Annotated in this window: 23 protein-coding genes, 1 tRNA gene and 1 pseudogene; 1 reads left to right on the forward strand and 24 read right to left on the reverse strand. The window is 56.0% G+C overall.

The window, feature by feature from the left end; all coding sequences use genetic code 11:
- Positions 1 to 59: 59 nt before the first annotated feature.
- From gap to NSQ51_RS14575, 5 genes and pseudogenes are all read right to left on the reverse strand, one after another.
- Entirely contained in the window at positions 60 to 1,067 is a 1,008-nt protein-coding gene (gene gap / locus NSQ51_RS14555) for a type I glyceraldehyde-3-phosphate dehydrogenase (RefSeq protein WP_033015082.1), read from the reverse strand.
- A gap of 42 nt (positions 1,068 to 1,109) precedes the next feature.
- Positions 1,110 to 2,129, reverse strand: coding sequence for a sugar-binding transcriptional regulator (locus tag NSQ51_RS14560; protein WP_033015080.1), 1,020 nt, complete (start codon positions 2,127 to 2,129; stop codon positions 1,110 to 1,112).
- A 122-nt stretch (positions 2,130 to 2,251) separates the two neighbouring features.
- A complete protein-coding gene (locus NSQ51_RS14565; RefSeq protein ID WP_033015078.1) occupies positions 2,252 to 2,497 on the reverse strand; it encodes a glutaredoxin family protein in 246 nt (81 codons plus the stop codon).
- A gap of 29 nt (positions 2,498 to 2,526) precedes the next feature.
- Positions 2,527 to 2,902 (reverse strand): annotated as a pseudogene (locus NSQ51_RS14570) (RNA polymerase factor sigma-54); the annotation flags it as partial.
- A 76-nt stretch (positions 2,903 to 2,978) separates the two neighbouring features.
- A tRNA-Arg gene (locus NSQ51_RS14575) sits at positions 2,979 to 3,050 on the reverse strand.
- A 315-nt stretch (positions 3,051 to 3,365) separates the two neighbouring features.
- On the opposite strand from NSQ51_RS14575, the gene clpP reads away from it, so the two are divergent.
- Entirely contained in the window at positions 3,366 to 3,956 is a 591-nt protein-coding gene (gene clpP, locus NSQ51_RS14580; protein ID WP_049625145.1) for an ATP-dependent Clp endopeptidase proteolytic subunit ClpP, read from the forward strand.
- A 126-nt stretch (positions 3,957 to 4,082) separates the two neighbouring features.
- Here the strand turns inward: clpP and NSQ51_RS14585 are convergent, their stop codons facing one another.
- The 19 genes from NSQ51_RS14585 to lgt all read right to left on the reverse strand — a co-directional run bounded on the left by NSQ51_RS14585 (position 4,083) and on the right by lgt (position 21,345).
- Positions 4,083 to 4,340 (reverse strand): HPr family phosphocarrier protein, encoded by a 258-nt coding sequence (locus NSQ51_RS14585; protein WP_033015070.1) that lies wholly within the window; start codon positions 4,338 to 4,340, stop codon positions 4,083 to 4,085.
- 14 nt (positions 4,341 to 4,354) lie between these two features.
- Positions 4,355 to 5,317 (reverse strand): DNA-binding protein WhiA, encoded by a 963-nt coding sequence (gene whiA / locus NSQ51_RS14590; RefSeq protein ID WP_033015064.1) that lies wholly within the window; start codon positions 5,315 to 5,317, stop codon positions 4,355 to 4,357.
- A 137-nt stretch (positions 5,318 to 5,454) separates the two neighbouring features.
- Entirely contained in the window at positions 5,455 to 6,408 is a 954-nt protein-coding gene (locus NSQ51_RS14595; protein ID WP_049625143.1) for a YvcK family protein, read from the reverse strand.
- Positions 6,405 to 7,301, reverse strand: a complete 897-nt coding sequence (rapZ, locus tag NSQ51_RS14600) for an RNase adapter RapZ (protein ID WP_033015060.1) — start codon at positions 7,299 to 7,301, stop codon at positions 6,405 to 6,407. Before rapZ ends, NSQ51_RS14595 begins: the two co-directional genes overlap by 4 nt.
- A gap of 18 nt (positions 7,302 to 7,319) precedes the next feature.
- A complete protein-coding gene (locus tag NSQ51_RS14605; protein WP_033015058.1) occupies positions 7,320 to 7,796 on the reverse strand; it encodes an 8-oxo-dGTP diphosphatase in 477 nt (158 codons plus the stop codon).
- A gap of 331 nt (positions 7,797 to 8,127) precedes the next feature.
- Entirely contained in the window at positions 8,128 to 9,084 is a 957-nt protein-coding gene (trxB, locus tag NSQ51_RS14610; RefSeq protein ID WP_013146376.1) for a thioredoxin-disulfide reductase, read from the reverse strand.
- Positions 9,085 to 9,159: 75 nt separating this feature from the next.
- Positions 9,160 to 10,629, reverse strand: coding sequence for a tetratricopeptide repeat protein (locus tag NSQ51_RS14615; protein ID WP_033015056.1), 1,470 nt, complete (start codon positions 10,627 to 10,629; stop codon positions 9,160 to 9,162).
- A 278-nt stretch (positions 10,630 to 10,907) separates the two neighbouring features.
- Positions 10,908 to 11,555, reverse strand: coding sequence for a bifunctional phosphoribosyl-AMP cyclohydrolase/phosphoribosyl-ATP diphosphatase HisIE (gene hisIE / locus NSQ51_RS14620; RefSeq protein ID WP_033015053.1), 648 nt, complete (start codon positions 11,553 to 11,555; stop codon positions 10,908 to 10,910).
- The gene (gene hisF, locus NSQ51_RS14625; protein WP_049625142.1) at positions 11,552 to 12,310 is read right to left on the reverse strand and encodes an imidazole glycerol phosphate synthase subunit HisF; all 759 of its coding nucleotides are present in this window, start codon (positions 12,308 to 12,310) and stop codon (positions 11,552 to 11,554) included. The genes hisIE and hisF overlap by 4 nt, the downstream gene beginning before the upstream one ends.
- Positions 12,307 to 13,041, reverse strand: a complete 735-nt coding sequence (gene hisA, locus NSQ51_RS14630; protein ID WP_049625141.1) for a 1-(5-phosphoribosyl)-5-[(5-phosphoribosylamino)methylideneamino]imidazole-4-carboxamide isomerase — start codon at positions 13,039 to 13,041, stop codon at positions 12,307 to 12,309. The genes hisF and hisA overlap by 4 nt, the downstream gene beginning before the upstream one ends.
- The gene (gene hisH, locus NSQ51_RS14635) at positions 13,041 to 13,682 is read right to left on the reverse strand and encodes an imidazole glycerol phosphate synthase subunit HisH (protein ID WP_049625140.1); all 642 of its coding nucleotides are present in this window, start codon (positions 13,680 to 13,682) and stop codon (positions 13,041 to 13,043) included. Before hisH ends, hisA begins: the two co-directional genes overlap by 1 nt.
- Positions 13,683 to 13,907: 225 nt before the next feature.
- A complete protein-coding gene (gene hisB, locus NSQ51_RS14640; RefSeq protein WP_033015142.1) occupies positions 13,908 to 14,495 on the reverse strand; it encodes an imidazoleglycerol-phosphate dehydratase HisB in 588 nt (195 codons plus the stop codon).
- 3 nt (positions 14,496 to 14,498) lie between these two features.
- Complete coding sequence (hisD, locus tag NSQ51_RS14645) at positions 14,499 to 15,773, reverse strand: histidinol dehydrogenase (protein ID WP_033015041.1); 1,275 nt, start codon at positions 15,771 to 15,773, stop codon at positions 14,499 to 14,501.
- A 153-nt stretch (positions 15,774 to 15,926) separates the two neighbouring features.
- Positions 15,927 to 16,550, reverse strand: coding sequence for an ATP phosphoribosyltransferase (gene hisG / locus NSQ51_RS14650; RefSeq protein WP_033012052.1), 624 nt, complete (start codon positions 16,548 to 16,550; stop codon positions 15,927 to 15,929).
- A 175-nt stretch (positions 16,551 to 16,725) separates the two neighbouring features.
- Positions 16,726 to 17,901, reverse strand: coding sequence for an ATP phosphoribosyltransferase regulatory subunit (locus tag NSQ51_RS14655; protein WP_049625139.1), 1,176 nt, complete (start codon positions 17,899 to 17,901; stop codon positions 16,726 to 16,728).
- A 304-nt stretch (positions 17,902 to 18,205) separates the two neighbouring features.
- Positions 18,206 to 18,703, reverse strand: a complete 498-nt coding sequence (locus tag NSQ51_RS14660) for a DapH/DapD/GlmU-related protein (RefSeq protein ID WP_049625151.1) — start codon at positions 18,701 to 18,703, stop codon at positions 18,206 to 18,208.
- 20 nt (positions 18,704 to 18,723) lie between these two features.
- Positions 18,724 to 19,368: a pyrophosphatase PpaX gene (gene ppaX, locus NSQ51_RS14665; RefSeq protein ID WP_033015037.1), complete on the reverse strand. Its 645-nt coding sequence runs from the start codon at positions 19,366 to 19,368 to the stop codon at positions 18,724 to 18,726.
- A complete protein-coding gene (locus NSQ51_RS14670; protein ID WP_033015034.1) occupies positions 19,365 to 20,303 on the reverse strand; it encodes a nucleoside recognition domain-containing protein in 939 nt (312 codons plus the stop codon). The genes ppaX and NSQ51_RS14670 overlap by 4 nt, the downstream gene beginning before the upstream one ends.
- A 229-nt stretch (positions 20,304 to 20,532) precedes the next feature.
- Entirely contained in the window at positions 20,533 to 21,345 is an 813-nt protein-coding gene (gene lgt, locus NSQ51_RS14675; RefSeq protein ID WP_033015140.1) for a prolipoprotein diacylglyceryl transferase, read from the reverse strand.
- Positions 21,346 to 21,392: the final 47 nt, after the last annotated feature.

Below are 21,392 nucleotides of genomic sequence, written 5' to 3' on the forward strand. Positions count from 1 at the left end.
TCCCCTCCATTTTCCTATTATAGACTTGAACAGGCGGAAAACTCAGCGCCAAGCTGGTTTTACAGCCCTTTCGAGGCGATGTAGGCAGCCAAGTCGACGACGCGGTGCGAATAGCCCGTTTCGTTGTCATACCACGAAACGACTTTCACCATTTTGCCATCAATGACCATTGTCGACAACGCGTCGATCGTCGACGAAACGGTGCTGCCATTGTAGTCGCGCGACACGAGCGGTTCTTCGCTGTAGGCCAAAATGCCTTTCAGCTCGCCTTCAGCTGCTGCTTTCAACGCGGCATTCACTTCTTCGACCGTCACTTCTTTTTCCAATTCCGCCACCAAGTCGACAACGGATACGTTCGGCGTCGGCACGCGCATCGCCATGCCGTTCAACTTTCCTTTCAATTCCGGCAAAACGAGCGCGACCGCTTTCGCCGCCCCGGTCGTCGTCGGAATGATCGATTCGGCCGCGGCGCGAGCCCGGCGCAAATCTTTATGCGGCAAGTCCAAAATTCGTTGGTCGTTTGTGTACGAGTGAACGGTCGTCATCATGCCGCGGACGATGCCGAATTGTTCATGCAGCACTTTGGCAAACGGCGCCAAGCAGTTCGTCGTGCACGACGCGTTCGAGATGACATGATGGGCTTTCGGATCGTATTTGTCTTGGTTGACGCCCATGACGATCGTAATGTCTTCGTTTTTCGCCGGGGCGGAAATGATCACTTTTTTCGCACCCGCTTCCAAATGTTTGGCGGCGTCTTCGCGTTTCGTGAAGCGGCCGGTCGACTCAACGACGATGTCAACGCCGATCTCGCCCCACGCCAAGTTCTCCGGATCGCGTTCCGCCTTGACGATGATTTCTTTGCCGTTGACGACCAAGTTGTTGCCGTTCACTGACACTTCGGCATCCAAACGGCCATGGACAGAGTCGTACTTCAACAAATGAGCAAGCGTATTCGCATCGGTTAAATCGTTCACCGCCACCACTTCAATGTCCGGGTTTTTCAATGCCGCGCGGAAGACGTTGCGTCCGATGCGGCCAAATCCGTTGATTCCCACTTTGACTGCCATCTTATTTTCCTCCTTGCGATTGGATTGTATCAGCAAGGGAGATTACTCCCCTACGAACGCTTTTGCGGCTCCTTCGTCCGTCACCAATATCGAGTGCGGCGCCCGTTTCATGTACGCGCGAATGGCTTTCGCCTTCGACGCCCCTCCGGCGACGGCGATGACATGCTCGACATGCGGGAGGTGTTCAAGTTGAATGCCGACTGTTTTCACTTTATGGACGACGTCGCCGTACTCGTTGAAATAGTAGCCGAACGCCTCGGCGGCCGCATGGCGGGCGATGATGTTCTCCATCTCTACAGGCGGCGTCTTCCGCCGCTTGGCCATCGTCACCGCTTCACCGATGCCATGGACGACCATGCGGCATGATTGGATGAGCTCAAGCACTTCTTTCACCGCCGGCTCTTCGACAAGCGACGCGTACGCTTCATCGCTCAGCTGGTCAGGCACGTGCAGCAACCGATAGCGGCCCATCGCTTTTTCCGCCATTTTCGCACAAATCGTGTTCGCCTGATTCTCGACATCTTCGCCAAGGCCGCCGCGCGCCGGCACGAACAACACATCACGAAGCTTCGAATCCGGCGTCATCATCTCCGCGACCGCCGCCATCGTCGTTCCGCCGGCCACGGCGACGATGTCCCCGGGCTCAAGCAGCTCCTTCATGCAGGCGACACACGCTCTACCCATTTCTTTTTTTACCCAAGGGGAACGGTCGCTATCCCCGGCAACGACAATCACCCGCGGAATGCCGAGCTGTTCCTGCAGCGCGGCTTCCAGCTCTTTGAGTCCGAGCGCTTCCCGCATCAAATCATTGAGCGTATGAAGGAGCGCCTGGCCTTCCTCCGTCAACCGCATGCCCGACACATCGGTGGAAAGCAAGTTTTGTCCTTTCAAAAATTCTGTTTCCGACCGGAGAACCCGCTCGCTCATGCCGAGGCTCGCCGCCAGCGCCCGCCGCCCGATCGGCGCCATAAGCGAAATAGAGTACAAAATTTGATATCGTTTTTGCATAACGTCAAGCAAGTCGGGCGATAATTTTTTTAATGCCTCTACTAACGGTTGCATCGATCCTTTCCCTTAGCAGAACATAGGGACGTTTTTTGTCCCGGTATGACATATTATGTCCCGCCAATCGATAAAAAATTCCTCCCGCGCTATTTTCATTATAGCAGGAGGACGATAGCAGTTCAACTATTTTTTGCCCGCCGCAACCGTTTTCTCACCGTTTCTTTTTCAATCATCCCATACCCGATTTCTTCCCCGTCAAGCTCGACGACCGGAATCATCAACTGATATTTCTCGAGAAGCGCGTCGTCTTCATAAATATCGATCTCTTCCATCGTAAACCGATAGTCTGCCTGCAGCTCCGTCAAAACCGCTTTCGCTTTGTCGCAAAGCGGACAGTTCGTCTTCGTGTACAACCGGATGTGCATCGCGTTCTTCCTTTCTTTCACCGGTCGCATCAAGCTCCGGTGTATTGCTTTCGTTTCGCCGAAGAAGGAATGCGCAGCTGCTCGCGGTATTTGGCGACCGTGCGGAGCGAAATGGCGATGCCGTATCGGCCATGAAGCAAATCAGCAAGCTGTTGGCCAGAAAGCGGCGTCTGTCGGTCTTCCGCCGCGATCAGCTCTTGGATGATCGCTTTCACTTGAGCGGAGGAAAGCCACCTCGATCGTTTCCGCCAGCTCGTCGCGCTCAGGAAGACGTTCAAGCTGCAGCAAGAGGCATTCCGCCAAATCGCGGGCGCCGACTCCCGGCGGGTCGAGCGACTGCACAAGGCGCAGCCCCCGTTCCATCTCTTGTTCCGATGCGGAAAACCGCGCCGCCAGCTCGGCAAGCAATGAAAAACGACCGCAAACGCGGTCGTATCAAGGGGGTTGGGAATCTCAATCCGAACTTGTCAGATCGTTGGAACGCCCTCGGCAGGATTCGAACCCACGCTAAGAGAACCGGAATCTCTCGTGCTATCCACTACACTACGAGGGCATGGAAGTTCATGATTTCTCTATTTCGTTCCGTTGCATGTTCTATTATAGCAGGATCGTGCAAAAATGCAAGGGGAAAATGCAATAAAAAAACAGGAAAAATCAGGCCTTTGTTCCTTCCACATCAATGCCACCGCCACAGGCAACTGGTTAAAAAAATAAAAAAGCGGTTATGATGAAAAGAGGGATGTTCCCGCTAGCCGCGAATATGTTATAAAGAATGGGGAAGGTCGTTTTGTTTGACCTTCATTGACCATTCGTGTATGATGAAGGCGTACATATTGATCCATTAGGATGGAAAAGGAGGCGTTTTGGGATGTATTTGATTCCGACTGTCATCGAACAGACGAACCGCGGGGAGCGGGCGTACGACATTTATTCGCGCTTATTGAAAGACCGAATCGTGTTCCTTGGCAGCCCGATCGACGACCAAGTGGCCAACTCGATCGTGTCGCAGCTGTTGTTTTTGGCGGCGGAAGACCCGGACAAAGATATTTCCTTGTACATCAACAGCCCGGGCGGCTCGATCACAGCTGGCCTGGCGATTTACGACACGATGCAGTTCATCAAACCGGACGTATCGACAATTTGCATCGGCATGGCCGCTTCCATGGGGGCGTTTTTGCTTGCCGCCGGTGCGAAAGGGAAACGGTTCGCCTTGCCAAACAGTGAAATCATGATCCACCAACCGCTCGGCGGCGCCCAAGGGCAGGCGACGGAAATCGAAATCGCAGCGAAGCGCATTTTGTTCTTGCGCGACAAATTGAACCGCATTTTGGCGGAAAACACCGGCCAGCCGATCGAAGTGATCGAACGCGATACGGACCGCGACAACTTCATGACAGCGCAAAAAGCGATGGAATACGGCATTATCGACCGGGTGCTGACGCGCGCTGATGAAAAATAAGGCATGCACACGTTGGTAGAACCGCTATAGAGCTGCGCCTGCACCGACATTGACGAAAAAAGGCTGCTTCCGACAAAAACGGAGCAGCCTTTTCCATTCCTTTCCCCGCCAGCCCCACACGCTGCTTTACTTTTCCTTTTGCACATAGGCGGCGAGCTTTTCGATCGCTTCTTGCTCATCCGGACCGTCGGCAATGAGCGTGATCACCGCTCCATGGCCGATGGCGAGGCTCATCAAGCCCATAATGCTTTTCGCGTTCACCTGTTTTCCATCTTTTTCCAAAAATACATCAGCGGAAAAACGGTTCGCTTCTTGGACAAACAACGCCGCCGGGCGCGCCTGCAGCCCGGTTTCTAATTTTACTTTCACTTGTTTTTCCACCATTCTCCATCTCCCCTTTACAGCGATTTATGGAAATCGATCGGCTTTCCAGCCCGCAGCCGCTCCGCGATCTCATCAATTTTGCGTAGCCGGTGGTTGATGCCGGATTTGCTGATTTTGCCGCCGGCGACCATCTCGCCAAGCTCTTTCAGCGTCACGTCTTGATGCTCGATGCGAAGCTTCGCGATTTCCCGCAGCTTCGCTGGCAAGGCGTCGAGGCCGATCGTCTCGTCGATGTAGCGGATGTTTTCCACCTGGCGAAGCGCAGCGCCGATCGTTTTGTTCAAATTGGCCGTCTCGCAATTGACAAGCCGGTTGACCGAGTTGCGCATATCGCGGACGATGCGGATGTCTTCAAAGCGGAGCAGCGCCTGGTGAGCGCCGATGATGTTCAAAAACTCGGCAATTTTCTCTGCCTCTTTTAAATACGTAATAAACCCCTTTTTCCGTTCCAACATTTTCGCATTTAAAAAAAAGTGGCTGTTCATCAGTTCACATAAAGAGCGGTTATGATCCTCGTACAAAGAAAAAATCTCCAAGTGATACGAGGACGTCTCCGGATTGTTGACCGAGCCGCCGGCCAAAAACGCACCACGCAAATACGAGCGCTTACAGCATTTTTTCTTGACAAGTTCCGGATCGATGTCATGAATGAACGAAAAATCGCCGTTCCAAATGCAAAGATCACGGAGCAGCGGGGCGGCGCCGTCGGTAATGCGGACGATATACACGTTATTTTTCTTTAAACGCATTTTTTTGCGGACAAACAGCTCAACCGCGACGTCATACCCTTTTTTCAACAGCGTATAAATGCGCCGGGCGATCGCCGCATTTTCCGTTTGGACATCGACCGCCATCCGCCCGCCGGAAAACGACAGTGAGCCGTTCATGCGCAACAGCGCCGACAGCTCGGCCCGCAAGCAGCAGCGCTTGACCTCTAAATTCGTCAGCTCCTTCTTCGTTTCGGACGCAAAAGACATGATCGTTCCACCTCCATTCGCTCCCGTACCGGCCGGTTGGAGGTGCCCAACTCTCGGCGCGGCCATGCGGCCGCCGCCCCTCGCGCCCCGTCTCCTTGGCCTATGCGTATGCGGATCAGGCACACAGCGCCCGCCGTCTAGCAGCGGGGAAGCAGCCCGAGAAGGAGGGCGGCGACTTTCCCTGTATTATGGCGAATGACCCCATCATCGTACGTAACAATATCGTCACGGATCACCTGCACGCCGAGCGTGCCGCTGTCATCATGCACCGGCTCGGCCCGCTCCTCTTCATACCGGCGGCGGATGGATTCCGGAATCGCCCCGCTGTTGACGATGACGGCATCCAAAAACGGGACGCCAAGATGGTCATGAAGCGCCTTCACATGGTCGCTCACCGTATAGTGCGGCGTCTCGCCGGCCTGGGTCATAATGTTGCATATATAGACTTTTTTCGCCTTCGCCTTGCACACTTCCTGCCCGATTTTCGGCACGAGCAAGTTCGGCAAAATGCTTGTGTACAGACTCCCCGGGCCGATGACAATCAAGTCGGCGCCGCGGATGGCGGCGGTCGTCTCCGGCAACGGTTCAATATCTTCCGGGGTTAAAAACACCCTCTTAATTTTTTTCCCCGCGCCAGGAATTTTCGACTCGCCCGAAATAATGGTACCATCTTCCATTTCCGCGTGCAACACGACGCTTTTGTTCGCCGCCGGCAACACTTGGCCGCGTACGTTCAACACTTTGCTCATTTCGCGGATCGCCTTCACAAAATCGCCGGTGATCGATGTAAGCGCCGCCAAAATCAAATTGCCGAGCGAGTGTCCCGATAAGCCGTTGCCGTTTTGAAAACGGTGTTGAAACAGCTCAACAATAAGCGGTTCGACATCAGACAGCGCGGCGAGCACGTTGCGCACATCCCCAGGCGGCGGGATGTGCAGTTCGTCCCGGAGCCGCCCGGAACTCCCCCCGTCATCGGCGACGGTGACGATAGCCGTCAAGTCAAGATCGTGCTGTTTCAGACCCCGAAGCAGGACGGGAAGCCCAGTGCCGCCGCCGATGACGACGATCTTCGCTGCTCGTTTGTCTCTCATCGATGCGCTTCCTTTCTCCTCTCCATGTCCCGGTGCGAGACAACCGTTTTATAATTGGCGGAAAAATGGCGGGCGATATGCTCAGCGAGCGCCACGGAACGATGCTGACCGCCCGTGCAGCCGATGGCGATCACCAGCTGGCTTTTTCCTTCGCGCTGGTAATACGGCAGCATAAACGCCAGCAAATCAATCAGCTTTTCCAAAAACTTTTGCGTTTCTCCCCATTTGAGCACATATGACGCCACTTCCTCATCGAGCCCGGTTTTCGGCCGCATATGCTCAATGTAGTGCGGGTTCGGCAAAAAGCGGACATCAAACACCAAGTCAGCGTCAATCGGGATGCCGTATTTAAATCCAAACGACATAACGTTGACCATAAAGCCGGACTGGGCGTGCGATGAAAACTGGCGGACGATTTTCTCCCGCAGTTCGCGCGGCTTGAGCCCAGTCGTGTCATAAACGATTTGCGCCCGCCCTTTGAGCTCCTCAAGCAGTTTCCGCTCCAGGCGGATGCCTTCAAGCGGCGGCTCATTCGGCGCGAGCGGATGCGTCCGCCGCGTTTCTTTATAGCGGGCCACAAGCGTCGAGTCTTGCGCATCCAAAAACAAAATTTGCGGCATAATCCACGCCTGCCCGGCCAACTCATCGAGCGCGGCAAACAAGTGGTCGAAAAAGTCGCGGCTGCGCAAATCCATGACGAGCGCGACTTTATTCATTTTATTCCCGGACTCTTTCACAAGCTCCAAAAACTTCGGCAACAGCGTCGGCGGCAAGTTGTCGACACAAAAAAAGCCGAGGTCTTCAAAGCTTTGGATCGCCACCGTTTTGCCTGCCCCGGACATGCCGGTGATGATAACGAGTTGAATCGGTTGCTGCGCCCCGTGTTTCCCCATTTTTCTGCTCCCCTTCCGCTAACTTGGATCAAGACGATATGAAAGCAACTCAAACTCCTCCGTATATACAAACGTTCCGTACATGACCCCTTTGCCTTTGACAGCGTATTCTAAAATATGGTAGTCTCCTGGGGCCATCGGCAACGTGGACAGCGCTTCAACCTTATGCCAAGCGAGCGTCCCTTCTTCGGAAGACGGCACGTTTTCGCCGATGAAGTCGTCGGCGAAAAACGTAAACATCATCCACTCCGATACTGTTTCATTCCCGTTTTTCATCACGATCGTAAAGACGCCTTTCAGCTCTGGATTTTTCAAATAAATGCCCGTCTCTTCCCGGTATTCACGAATGCATGCTTCGCGCACCGTCTCACCGGGCTCCATTTTCCCGCCCGGAGCGACCCACCAGCCGCGCCTCGGCTTTTGCAACAGCAGCACTTGGCCGTCTTTATATAATACGCAGTTTGTCACCCGTTGCAATTCGTTCACCCCAACCATCCGCAAACACGCACATAATCATCTTTATTTTACCATAAATAGTTAGGCCGCTCCACCTTCAAACCGCTGGAAACCGTCCGCTTCCCGTCTGCAAAAACCTCGGGGCCCAACATTCCGCTTCCAGCCGAAAGACGCCATCCCCGCCGTTTCAAGCGAAACGGCAGGATGCAAGCGCCCGGCAAAAAAAGAGACGCGGACAAACGCCCGCGCCAAAAAGGATCTATATAAAAGGGGGTCAATTACTTACTTATAGCATACGACAAATGTGTTGCGCCCGTGTTACATCTGGGTTAAATAACCATTACGATTTGATTGCGATTTGGTTACCGGATCAGCTGACCCCTTGCTTATGGAGCTTTTCTTTCAGTTCCTCAACGTAATGCTGGGCGCTTTGCGCGGCGATGCTGCCGTCGCCGGTAGCCGTCACGATTTGCCGGAGCGTTTTTTCCCGCACATCACCGGCGGCGAAAATGCCCGGCACTTTCGTCTCCATCTTTTCGTTCGTGACGATATAGCCGTTTTCATTCGTGATGCCAAGATTGGCAAACGGCTTCGAGAGCGGCACCATCCCGATGTAAATGAAAACGCCGTCGCACGGAAATTCGCGCTCCTCGCCCGTTTGCGTATGCACAAGCGTCACGCTGCCGACTTTTCCGTCCTTTTCGTTGATTTGTTTCACCGTATGGTTCCAGATGAAATCAATTTTTTCATTGGCGAACGCCCGGTCTTGCAAAATTTTTTGCGCCCGCAGCTTGTCGCGGCGGTGAACGATCGTCACTTTATTGGCAAACCGCGTCAAATAGACGCCCTCTTCGACCGCTGAGTCGCCCCCGCCCACGACAACCAAATCTTTCCCTTTGAAAAACGCCCCGTCGCACACCGCACAGTACGAAACGCCGCGGCCGCCGAGCTCCGCTTCACCCGGTACGCCGAGTTTTTTATATTCCGCTCCGGTGGCGATGATGACCGCGCGGGCCTTGTACTCTTTGTCGCCGACGATGACCGTTTTGTACGCCTCGCCATCGATGATTTCTTTCACATCGCCGTATGCGTACTCCGCGCCGAATTTTTTCGCATGCTCAAACATTTTCGTCGCCAATTCCGGGCCTAAAATCGTTTCAAAGCCAGGATAGTTCTCGACTTCCTCAGTGTTGACCATCTGCCCGCCCGGGACGCCACGCTCGATCATCAGCGTCGACAAATTGGCGCGCGATGTATAGACAGCCGCCGTCAGCCCAGCCGGCCCGGCTCCGGCAATAATGACATCGTAAATTTTTTCGTCTGCCACACCGTCCACTCCCTCGCTTGAGAATCATTCCATTTTCATCGTATAAAAGTCGATTCGCCCTGTCTATTGATTTGCTCATGTATAGAGACGGCGCGCTTTTTGCACGTATTTTTGCACCGTCGACGCCGAAACGCCGTATTTGGCCGCCATCTCTCTTTGCGTCACACGCTCTCCTTGCTGACGACGCCACATGTATTCAATCGCCGCCGCCCACGCCGCTCCGTTCGCAAACCGTTCGCCATCGGCCAGCGGATGGACGGCAATCGCAAACGCAAAGCGGCAGAGTGCTTCCTTTTCTTCATTATTTGCCGAAAGCGCATCGACCATACGGCCGACGTTCCCCGCCCGGGCGGACGAGCCGTCGGTCAAGCCAAATAAAAACGAGTCGATGAATGGACGCAAGCGCGGGTCGGCCGGCAACAAGCGGCAGATCGCCAGCGACATGGCCGTTTCCTCCGCTTGCTTCGAGCGGCTGAACAAATATAAGCCGTACAACTGGTCAGCCAATCCTTCCTGCTCAATCCAGCGGATGATGCGGGCAAACGCTTCGTCGAACGACGGAACAGCCCACGGCTCCTCGCCGCGCTTTTCCGGATGAAACACGAGAAACTCTTCCCACATGTTCCGAGCGAGCGATTCATGCCCCGTATGGTAGGCGGTGCAGGCGAGCCAGTAGTAAAACGGCCCGTCGCCGCGAAAGCCGCTTTTGTACAGGCGGTGCAGCCAGCGGAACGCCAAATCGAACCGCCCGACAAGCGCGAACGTCGCCCCGAGCTTGTATTGATGCTCATGGAAAAACGGATAAAGCCCGGCGAGCGTCCGGCAAAGGGAAGAGACTTGCTCCTGATCATGCAAGTAATACGCGAAAACGAGCGCATTGCAAAGCGCATGCAAATTGCCGGGATCGCGTTTGAGCACTTCACGCACTTTCTGTTTCGCTTTGTCGACATCGCCGCTGTAAAAATAAGCAAGCGCCAGGTTGTTGTGCGCCGCCCACACGTCCGGATAGCGGACGACAATCGCCTCGAGCGCCTCAATCGCTTCCGCAAACCGCTCCTCCTCAAGCAAACGGCGGGCCCGATCCTCCAGCACCATCAGTTGCTCCTCTTCTTCCGTCCATTCTGAGCCATCGAGCCGAAGCAGCTCAAGCAAGTCGGCGGCATCGTCGGCAAACTCCCCGTCCGGCTCATTCGCCAAGTACTGTTCAGCGTATTGCCGAGCCTCGCGGAACAAGCCGAGGCAGGCGAAATTGTTCGCCAAAAAATACAAACAGTCGTCCATCGTTTCATCGAGATCATGAATAATTTTGAACAGCCATTGGTTTGAAAACTGGTATTCACCAAGTTCGGACAATACTAGCGCCAGCTGCAGGGCAAACGACGCATCGCGCTCATCCAAACGGACAGCGCGCTCGAAATACTTCCTCGCCTTATGCAAATCGCCCCGATCGTATGCTTTCATTCCTTTTTTGAAAAAATACTCTCCGTTCTGGATAAACGGCACAATCGTCGCTTTTCGTGATGACTGCTTCAGTTGTTTTCCCATTCTGTCCTCCGTTGTCCGTAAAATTCGTCGAGCAACAGTATATCATATTGGCCGCTGAAACAAACAACAAAACTCAGCTCAAAAACATGGCAGCAGCGCCATTGCCGTCCGCCAAACGGCGGAGACGTCAAAAAAGGATGCCCCGCCCTCCGGCTGCCTCCGCGGTTCGCTCACGCGAGCCATGAGCCCGGCAGTCTGAGTGGCGGGCATCCCGTTTTTCCATTCCTCCGTTTCCAATCGTTCCCGTGAACAAGCCTTCGCCAACCATCGGCTTACGATTAGGTTTGTTCCGCTGCTTCCGTTTTTTGTGCGTGCCGCTCGGCAAGCGTTGCCAGCACGGCGTCAAGCGGCAACTTTTGTTCCCGCAACAGCACAAGCAAATGGTACAACAAATCAGCCGCTTCCCATTTCAGCTCGTCATGACTCCGGTTTTTCGCCGCAATAATCACTTCGGCCGCTTCTTCGCCGACTTTTTTCAAAATCTTATCGACGCCTTTTTCAAACAAATACGTCGTGTACGACCCTTCTGGCCGTTCGGCGTCGCGCTTGGCGATGATCTGTTCGAGCTCGTTCAAAATGGCGAACCGGTCGGCCTGCGGCGCGCGCGCCGCGCCGTCCAGCGAGCGGGAAAAGCACGAATACGCGCCCGTATGGCACGCCGGACCCGCCGGCTCGATGAGCACGAGCAACGCATCGGCGTCGCAGTCGTAGCGGATGTCGACAACGCGCTGCACGTTTCCAGATGTCGCCCCTTTATGCCACAACTCTTGGCGCGAGCGGCTGTAAAACCATGTTTCTCCGGTCTCGATCGTTTTTTCGAGCGACTCTTTGTTCATATAGGCGAGAGTGAGCACTTCCTTGCTTTGCGCATCTTGGACGATCGCGGGCACCAGCCCTTTTTCATCAAAGCGAATGTCTGCCGTCATCGCACGTTCACCCCTCTTTCTTTCAAGTACGCTTTCACTTGTCCGACCGACGTTTCTTTGTAATGGAAAATCGATGCCGCCAGCGCCGCGTCCGCTTTCCCTTTTTCGAACGCTTCGAGGAAATGCTCGGCCTTGCCGGCGCCGCCGGACGCAATGACCGGAACGCTGACCGCTTCGCTCACCCGCCGCGTCAAGGCAATATCAAAACCGTTTTTGCCGCCATCGGCATCCATGCTCGTCAGCAAAATCTCCCCGGCGCCAAGACGGACCGCTTCCTGCGCCCACGCGACCACTTCCCATTCGGTCGCGTTGCGGCCGCCGTGCGTATAGACGCGCCATGAACCAAGCGTTTCATCGTATTTCGCGTCAATGGCAACGACGATGCATTGCGAGCCGAAAAAGTCCGCCCCTTCCGCGATCAAGGCCGGATGGAGCACCGCGGCGGTGTTGAGCGATACTTTGTCGGCCCCGGCGCGCAGCATCCGCTTCATATCGTCAAGCGAATGAATCCCCCCGCCGACCGTAAACGGAATGGCGAGCTCGGCAGCGACGCGCTCGACGACATCGACCATCGTTTTCCGGCCTTCATGGGAAGCGGAGATGTCCAAAAAGACGAGCTCGTCCGCCCCTTGCTCATCGTACGCCTTCGCCAGCTCCACCGGGTCGCCGGCATCGCGCAGCTGGACAAATTGCACTCCTTTGACGACGCGGCCGTCTTTCACATCGAGGCACGGGATGATGCGTTTCGTGATCATCGCTCGCTCACCGCCTTTAACGCTTCCGCTAGCGTAAACTGATTCGTATAAAGCGCCTTGCCGACGATCGCACCGCCGATGCCTTGTCCAGCATATTGGCAGAGCGCGCGCAAATCGTCAAGCGAGCTGACGCCGCCAGAAGCAATCACTTCTTTTCCCGTCGCCTCGGCCAACCGGACCGCGGCGGCGATGTTCGGGCCCGACAGCGTGCCGTCCGTTGCAATGTCCGTAAAGATAAACGTCTCCGCCCCCGCCTCGGCGAGCATCCGCCCGAGTTCTTCCGCTTTCACGTTGGACGTCGCCAGCCACCCTTCCGTCGCCACGAAGCCGTCGCGGGCGTCAATGCCAATCACGATGCGGCGGCCGTATGTTTGGAGCATCTTTTTCACAAACGGCGGATCGGCAATGGCCGCGCTTCCTAAAATGACGCGGGCGACCCCATTTTCTAAATAATACACGATATCCTCTTCCGTCCGGATGCCGCCGCCGACTTGCACGTTGACGCCCAGGCGGGCCGCTTCAATGACAAACCGGTCGTTGACGCGCCGCCCTTCTTTCGCCCCGTCCAAATCGACCATATGAATCCACTCCGCCCCTTGGGCCGCGAATTGCTCGGCCATCGCGACCGGCGAATCGCCGTACACCGTTTCTTTGTTGTAATCGCCTTGCAGCAGGCGGACGCACTTGCCGCCGCGCATATCGATCGCCGGATAAATCGTAAACGCCGCCATCAGCCGTTCCCCCTTCCCGTGGCGATGCCGACATAATTGTTCAAGATGCTCATGCCGACCGCACCGCTTTTTTCCGGATGAAACTGTGTGCCAAACACACAGCCGCGCCCGACGACCGCCGGAACATCAACGTCATATTCACTGCTCGCGAGCACGACGTCCTCATCCCCTGGAATGACATAATACGAATGGACAAAATACACATGCCCTTCCTCGACGCCATGAAGAAGCGGCGACGGGCGATGGAAACGGAGCCGGTTCCAGCCCATGTGCGGCACTTTGTATGGCTCGCCGGTTTTCGTGACGCCCGGAAAACGGACGACGCGGCCGCGAAGCAAGCCAAGCCCTTTTGTCGGCCCGTTTTCTTCGCTTTCGTCAAACAACAGCTGCATCCCTAAACAAATGCCAAGCAGCGGCGTGCCGTTTTCAACCGCCGAACGGATGAAAGCAGCTAGGCCTGTCTCATTTAAAATGTGCATCGCATCGCGAAACGAGCCGACACCGGGCAAAATCAGCCCGCGCGCCTGCTCGAGCTCCTCTTTGTCGCCGCTCACGATATACGGGCAGCCGAGCCGCTCGAGCGCTTTGCGGACGCTGTATAAGTTGCCCATGCCATAATCGATGATCCCGATCATCGTCATCCCATTCCTTTCTTCCCTGATCCATGCCCATCCCCTTGTTCAATGAACAACGGTATGGCGGCATGCTTTTTTACGGCGCTCCTTCCATGTGCAAACCTCTCCTTGGCATCCGGTCGCCTTTCCTGCATCCATGGAGCTTTTCCCGCAGGAAGCGCTGCCTCGATCCGACCGCCTTTCCTGCGCCTGCGGAACTCTTTCCCCACGGGGGGCGCCCCACTCCATCGGCTACAGCATCCCTTTTGTCGACGGAACGCCTTTGACGCGCGGGTCGATCATCGTTGCTTCATCGAGCGCCCGCCCGAGCGCCTTAAACACCGCTTCGACCATATGGTGCGTATTGCGCCCGTAATGGACGATGACATGCAAGTTCATCCGCGCTTCAAGCGCCAGTTTCCATAAAAACTCATGCACGAGCTCGACATCAAACGCGCCGACTTTCGCTGCCGGAAACTCGCCGCGAAACTCAAAATGCGGGCGATTGCTCAAGTCGATCACAACTTGCGCCAAGGCGTCATCCATCGGCACAAACGCGTTGCCGTACCGCTTGATTCCTTTTTTGTCGCCAAGCGCTTCCTTGATCGCCTGCCCGAGGCAAATGCCGATGTCTTCCGTCGTATGGTGGTCGTCAATATGCGTGTCGCCTTTCGCGTCAATGCGCAAATCGAACTGGCCGTGCTTGGCGAACAAATCGAGCATATGGGTTAAAAACGGCACGCCCGTTTCCAGTTCGGCTTTTCCTTCGCCGTCAATCGCCAAACGCAGCTCAATGCTCGTCTCGTTCGTCGTTCTTGCGATCATCGCTTCCCTTGCCATCATTCATTCCCCTTTCTCGAGCCGCACCTCAATGGCGCGCGCGTGCGCCTCCAGCCCCTCGAGGCGGGCAAAGGCGGCGATTTTGTCGCCATGTTGTTTCAATGCGGTTTCACTGTAAACAATCACGCTTGATTTTTTCACAAACTCGTCAACGCTCAAGCCGCTTGAGAATCTGGCCGTGCCGTTGGTTGGCAGCACGTGGTTCGGCCCGGCGAAATAGTCGCCGACCGGCTCGGAGCTGAAGCGGCCGAAAAACATCGCTCCCGCATGGCGGAGCCGGCCGAAAAGCGCGAGCGGTTCTGCCGTCATCACTTCCAAATGCTCCGGGGCCAGTTCGTTCACGACATCCACCGCTTCCTCAAGCGTCTCGGTGACGTAAATGGTGCCGTAGTTCTCGAGCGCCGCTTGGGCAATGTCGCGGCGCGGCAGCGTTTCCAGCTGCCGTTCGACTTCGCTCGCCACCGCCAGCGCCAATTTCATCGACGGCGTCACCAAAATGGCCGACGCCCGCACGTCATGCTCGGCTTGCGACAACAAATCGGCCGCAATCTCATCCGCATGCGCCGTCTCATCGGCGAGCACGACAATTTCGCTCGGCCCGGCGATCATGTCGATCGCCACATGCCCAAACACTTCCCGCTTCGCCAATGCCACATAAATATTGCCCGGCCCGAAAATTTTGTCAACCGGCCGGATCGTTTCCGTCCCGTAAGCAAGCGCGGCGATCGCCTGCGCGCCGCCGACTTTGTAAATTTCCGTCACGCCGAGTTCATAGGCGGCGGCCAGCACCCCAGCCGGGAGCGTGCCGTCTTTGTTTGGCGGCGAGGTGATGACAATCCGTTTCACCCCCGCCACTTGTGCGGGAATAACGTTCATCAGCACAGACGACGGATAAGCGGCCGTCCCGCCTGGCACGTACAACCCGACCGCATCGAGCGGCGTCACCTTTTGTCCGAGAATGGTGCCGTCTTCTTTCGTCATCCACCATGATTCGCGCTTTTGCCGCTCATGGTAGTCGCGAATGTTCGCCGCCGCTTGGCGAATGATCTCTAGCATCTCCGCGTCCATCGCCGCATGCGCGCGCTTCATTTCCGCTTCCGTCACCTTGAGCGAATCCAAGCGGACGCCGTCAAACCGTTCCGTGTATTCTTTCAGCGCTTCGTCGCCGCGGGTGCGCACAGCGGCGATGATATCGAGCACCGCACGCCGCTGCTCCTCCGTTCCGCTTTCAATCGTCCGCCTTAGCGACACGCCACCTCGGATCCGTTCGATTTTCATCGTTCGCTCCCCTTTCTATGGCATCGATCTTTCTATGGCATCGATCCGTTTTCCTCCACCAAGCCCCCATCAGCGCCGCGGACGCCGTTCCGCCAACGCCGCGCCGAGCCTCCATCAAGCTCTCTGCGGACAACCGCCCGTTTCCATCTTTTTCTATGGTTGTGGAATCACCGCCGCCAATCGGTCGACCAACCGCTCAATGTCCCCGCCGTTTAGCCGGTAGCTCGCCGGGTTGACAATCAGGCGCGACGTCACCTCGGCGATTCGTTCCAGCTCGACAAGTCCGTTTTCTTTCAACGTCCGTCCGGTCGAAACGATATCGACGATCCGGTCGGCAAGGCCGATCAGCGGGGCGAGCTCGATCGAGCCGTTTAGGCGGATGATCTCAACTTGCTCACCTTGTTCGCGAAAATACGTCGACGCGATGTTTGGATATTTCGTCGCCACCCTTGGCGCGATTTCATTCATCTTGGCACCGGGCAGCCCGGCGACCGCCAAATGGCAGCGGCTGATGTGCAAATCGAGCAGCTCATAGACGTTCCGTTCTTCCTCCATTAAGACATCTTTTCCCGCTATGCCCAAATCCGCCACCCCATGTTCGACATAGGTGACGACATCCATCGGTTTCGCCAAAATAAAGCGCATCTGCTCCTCCGGCACGTCAATGACGAGCTTGCGCGACTCGTCAAATTCCGGCGGCAGCACATAATCCGCCCGCCGCAGCAGCTCGACCGCCTCATCAAAAATGCGCCCTTTTGGCATCGCAATCGTCAGCATCACTCTTCCTCCCTGCTCGTCGTCATGTGCAAACGCGGCGCTTTTCCGCCAAACTCTCCCTCTCGCCGAACTAGCGCAGCCGGACACCCTCGTGGCTTTAGCCGTTCCATCTCCCGCCTCATCGACAGCCGTTCCAGTCGTTCCTGTTCGAGACGTTCTCCTCTTTTTGCGGCATTCATTGCCCGCTGCGGCCAAGCAAATAGACGATCGACCGGTAGCGCTGGCTGTAGGCGTCAATATCACGAATGCCGGCAATATGCTGCAAGACGACGCGCTTGCCTTCCACCCGTTTCGCCTCGGCGAGCTCCACCGCTTCCGCCAGCCGCTCTTGGCTAAAGACGATGCACTCGATGTCGCCGCGCACATCCGTTTCCCCAATCGCCTCAATCAACCGATCGACGCGCAACCCAACCCCCGTCGCCGGCGCCGGGCGCGAGAACTTCGCCAGCAAATCATCATACCGCCCGCCGTTGCCGATCGGGAATCCGACTTGCTCGGCGTACACGTCAAATAAAATGCCGGTGTAATAGCTCATATGGCTGACAAGCGCCATATCGAGCTTCACCGCCTCGGCCACCCCATACGTCCGAAGCGCTGCCATGAGCGCCGCCAGCTCGTCAGACGCCCGCCGCCCCTCCTCGCTTGTGACGAGCGTTTTCGCCTGTTCGATCACGTCCGTTCCGCCGCGCAAGGAAAGAAGATCCAACAGCCGCTTTTGATCGATCGACGAAAGCGGCCACGACTTCACATGTTCGCGGTAACCGACGTAATTTTTCTCATATAAAAAACGGCGCAATACACTCGCCCGCTCCTCATTCCCTAAAATCTCCAAAAACAGCGCATTGACATACCCGATATGGCCGATGGCCACCGAAAAGCGGCCCAACCCCACGCGCTTCAACAACGCGACCATTAAGCTGATGACTTCGGCGTCGGCGGCCACCGTGCCGTCGCCGATCAGCTCGACGCCGATCTGCTCAAACTCCGCCGGCCGACCGCCCTCGCGCTGCTGGGCGCGGAACACGTTGGCGTTGTACGCCAACCGGAGCGGATTGCCGTCGTCATAAAGCCTTGACGCCGCCACCCGGGCGATCGGCGCCGTCATATCGGGCCGAAGCACGAGCGTATGCCCTTGCTGATCGAGGAGCTTAAACAGCCGATGATCGGCAATCGCCGACGCCGCCCCGACCGTTTCATAATACTCAAGCGTCGGCGTTTCGATAAACTCGTACCCCCAGCGCTCAATTTCTTCCGCCATCACCGAGCGCACTTGCTTTTTCAACTCATATAAAAACGGCAGCGTATCGCGCATGCCCAACGGTTTTTCAAACATGAACAGCTTTTTTGCCATGTCCCCACGCCCTTTATCGAAATACTTCAGGAAATACTTTAGTTTGCTAATATGGTAGAGAAGTGAAGTTATTAGTAGTTTACTCCTTTGCGGCCACAGCGTCAAGGGGAAAACGCTTTGCCAATAACAAAACGGACAAGATCGCTTCAAAAAACTAGAAGCGCTTGTCCGTTTCGTTCCACACGGCATAGGCAGTGATCTGCACTCTAATGAAAATAGCGGCGATCCATCTTGCCAAAATCCCCAATTCTCCTTTTTTGTTTCTTTCCTTTTTTCCTATTCCAACATGGAAAACCGCCCCCGTTCAATCGGAAGGCGGTTCACTCCGGCGAACGATGCGCATCGGGCAGCCGGCGACCATCGCTCCGGGCGGGACGTCTTGATGAACGACCGTGCCGGCGGCGACGACGGCGCGGTCGCCGATCACCACGCCGGGCAAAATGGTCGAGTTCGCGCCGATCATCACCTCATCGCCGATCACGACATCGCCGAGGCGGTATTCGTCAACCAAATATTCGTGGGCGAGAATCGTCGTGTTGTAGCCGATGACGCAGTTGCGGCCGATGCAGATTTTTTCAGGGAAGAGAATATCTGGCATGACCATAAAGGCGAGCGCGGTTTGCTCGCCGATGTTCATGCCGAGAAACGTGCGGTACAGCCAGCGTTTTAGCGGCAAAAACGGCGTGTAGCGCCCGATTTGAATGATGATGACGTTTTTCAGCACTTTCCAAAACGATACGGTGCGGTACAATTGCCAGAGCGAGTTCGCTCCTTGGACAGGGTATTTGGTCGTTCGTCTCACCGGGAGGATGATTCCTCCTTTCATTCGTTGATGCCGACAATGGCGAGCAAGTCGCTCATTTTCTCGAGCATATAGTCCGGTTTATATTGTTCCAAATATTGGCGCCCTTTAATCGCCCACGCGACGCCGGCTGTTTTGACGCCGGCGTTTTTGCCGGCCAACATGTCGTGGTAGTTGTCGCCGACCATGAGCGCTTCGTCCGGTGTTGACTGCAGCACCTCAAGCGCCTTGTAAATCGGCTCGGGGTCCGGCTTTGGCCTCGTGACGTCATCGAGGCCGATGACGCACGAGAAAAACGGCGCCAGCCGCGTTTTTCTTAACCCCATTAGGGCGGTGTCGTGCATTTTCGTCGTCACGACGCCAAGGCGGAAGCCATGGCGGTGGAGCGTTTCGATCGTTTCATACACGGTGTCAAACTCGCGAATCAGTTCGTCATGATGGGCGTGGTTGAACGTGCGGTACGTCTTCACCATCTCCTCGACCCGTTCCGGATCGAGCGAGCCGAACGTTTCATAGAGCGACGGGCCGATGAACGGCAGGACGTCCTCACGTTTGTAACGGCCTGGATAGTACTTCTCCAACGTATGCAAAAACGACTGGATGATGAGCTCGTTCGTATCAATCAATGTGCCGTCAAGATCAAACAAAATGGTGCGAATCGTCATGAAGCGGCTTCCTTTCTAGTCGGTTGTTCAAAGCGGCGCCAAACGAACGCCACCGCCATTGTCAGCAATACGGCCGTCACCAAGCGGATGAAAAGCAGCGGCCAAACAGAGATGCCAAGCGGGACGAAAATGAGCGTATCTTCGACGACCGCATGGCAAGATACGAGAAAAATGAACGCCAGCGTCAAGTCGCGCTTCGAGACGCCGTCTTCTTTCGCCGCCTGAATCATCACCCCCGCCCCGTACGCCAAGCCGAACACAAACCCGGCAGCGAGCGTGAGCGATGTGTTCGCGCTCATGCCCAGCATCTTCGTCGCCGGCGCCATCCAGCGCGAAACGGCTTCGATCCAATGGCGTTCTTTTAAAATTTGAATGACCGTCATGAGCGGAATGACGATCGCGACAAGCTGCACAATGCCGGCGGCCGCTTTTTTCAGCGCCGCCAAGATGATCTCTCCCCAGCCGGACGGCGGGGCGGCTTCATGCGTGACAAACCCGTATTGGGCGATCTCCTGCCCCCCGTCCCATAGATGGGCGATCAACAAACCTGACACGACAGCGAGCCCGACGCGCACGACGATCATCAGCCAGACGCTCATGCCGGTGCGCGAGGCGACGGATGACTCGACGATCAAGTTATGGGAAAAGGAAAGCATGACCGCGAGAATGAACACTTCCTTCACCGTCAACTCGATCGTCAGCATCGCCCCGATCGCCGCGTACAATCCAAGCAAATTGCCGAGCACAAGCGGCACAGCCGCATCGCCGGATAAGCCGAACCATTTCATCAGCGGCGTAACCCCATCAATGATCCATGAAAAAAGCGGCGTCGGCTGCAGCAACGCCAACAGGAGCGTCACGGGGAAAATGATTTTCCCCAGCGCCCACGATGTCTTCAGCCCGGCGAGCACACCGCGCTGCAACGTTCCTGTCATGGTCTCCTCTCTCCTTTGCTTGCCTTGATCACCGCGATGCGGTGAAACCTTGATTCTCTGGATGCCGCGCACCGCATCTTGTTCATCCGTCCGCACCTAACCGAAAAAAGCGGGAATGCAGCTCCCCGACAAGATTGTTCCCGCTGCGAAGCGCGGCGGCGAAGGGGCTGCATTCATCGCGGTTTCCCGAAAACCGAACAAGTCCGCAACGTTTCGCCGCCTCAAACGGCTATTCATCCCGATAGCGCGCGTCCGCCCAGCCTTTTGTCCGGCGCACGATCCAAAGCGCGACGGACAAAACGATGAGCGTCACGGACACGACTTGCGCCGCGCGCAGGCTGCCGGCGAGCATCAAGCTGTCGGTGCGCATCCCTTCAATCCAAAAGCGGCCGATCGAGTACCAAATCAAATACGACAAAAACAGCTCTCCGCGCCGCAAGTTGACGCGCCGAAGCCAAAGCAAAAGACAAAAACCGGCCAAATTCCAAAGCGATTCGTACAAAAACGTCGGATGCCAATAGCGCCCGTCAATGTACATTTGGTTGATGATCCAATCCGGCAAATGCAAATTTTCAAGAAACTGGCGCGACACAGGGCCGCCATGCGCCTCTTGGTTCATAAAATTGCCCCAGCGCCCGATCGCCTGGCCTAAAATGATGCTTGGTGCGGCAATATCGGCGAGCTTCCAAAACGACAGCCCGCGCGCGCGGGCGAACACCACGCCCGTCGCCACCGCCCCGATCAAACCGCCGTGAATGGCGAGGCCGCCTTTCCAAACTTTTGGAATCTCTGACAAATGCTTTGAATAATAGTGCCATTCAAACAACACGTAATACGCCCGCGCGCAGACAATGGCGATCGGCACGGCAAACAGCACTAAATCGACAAACGTCTCTTTCGGCAAGCCGAGCCGCACCGCTTCGCGCGTCGCGAGCCATAGCCCAATCAACACACCGGTGCCGATAATGACCCCATACCAATAAATCGTAATAGGGCCAAGGTGCAAAAACACGCGGTCAAGCGGCTGAATCGTCGATTCCATCGTTTCCACCTCCTATGCTCCATGCCCAAACGAGATCCATTCCTTTG

It is taken from the genome of Geobacillus sp. FSL K6-0789, assembly GCF_038593135.1.
In the GTDB taxonomy this organism is placed as follows: Bacteria; Bacillota; Bacilli; order Bacillales; family Anoxybacillaceae; genus Geobacillus; species Geobacillus stearothermophilus.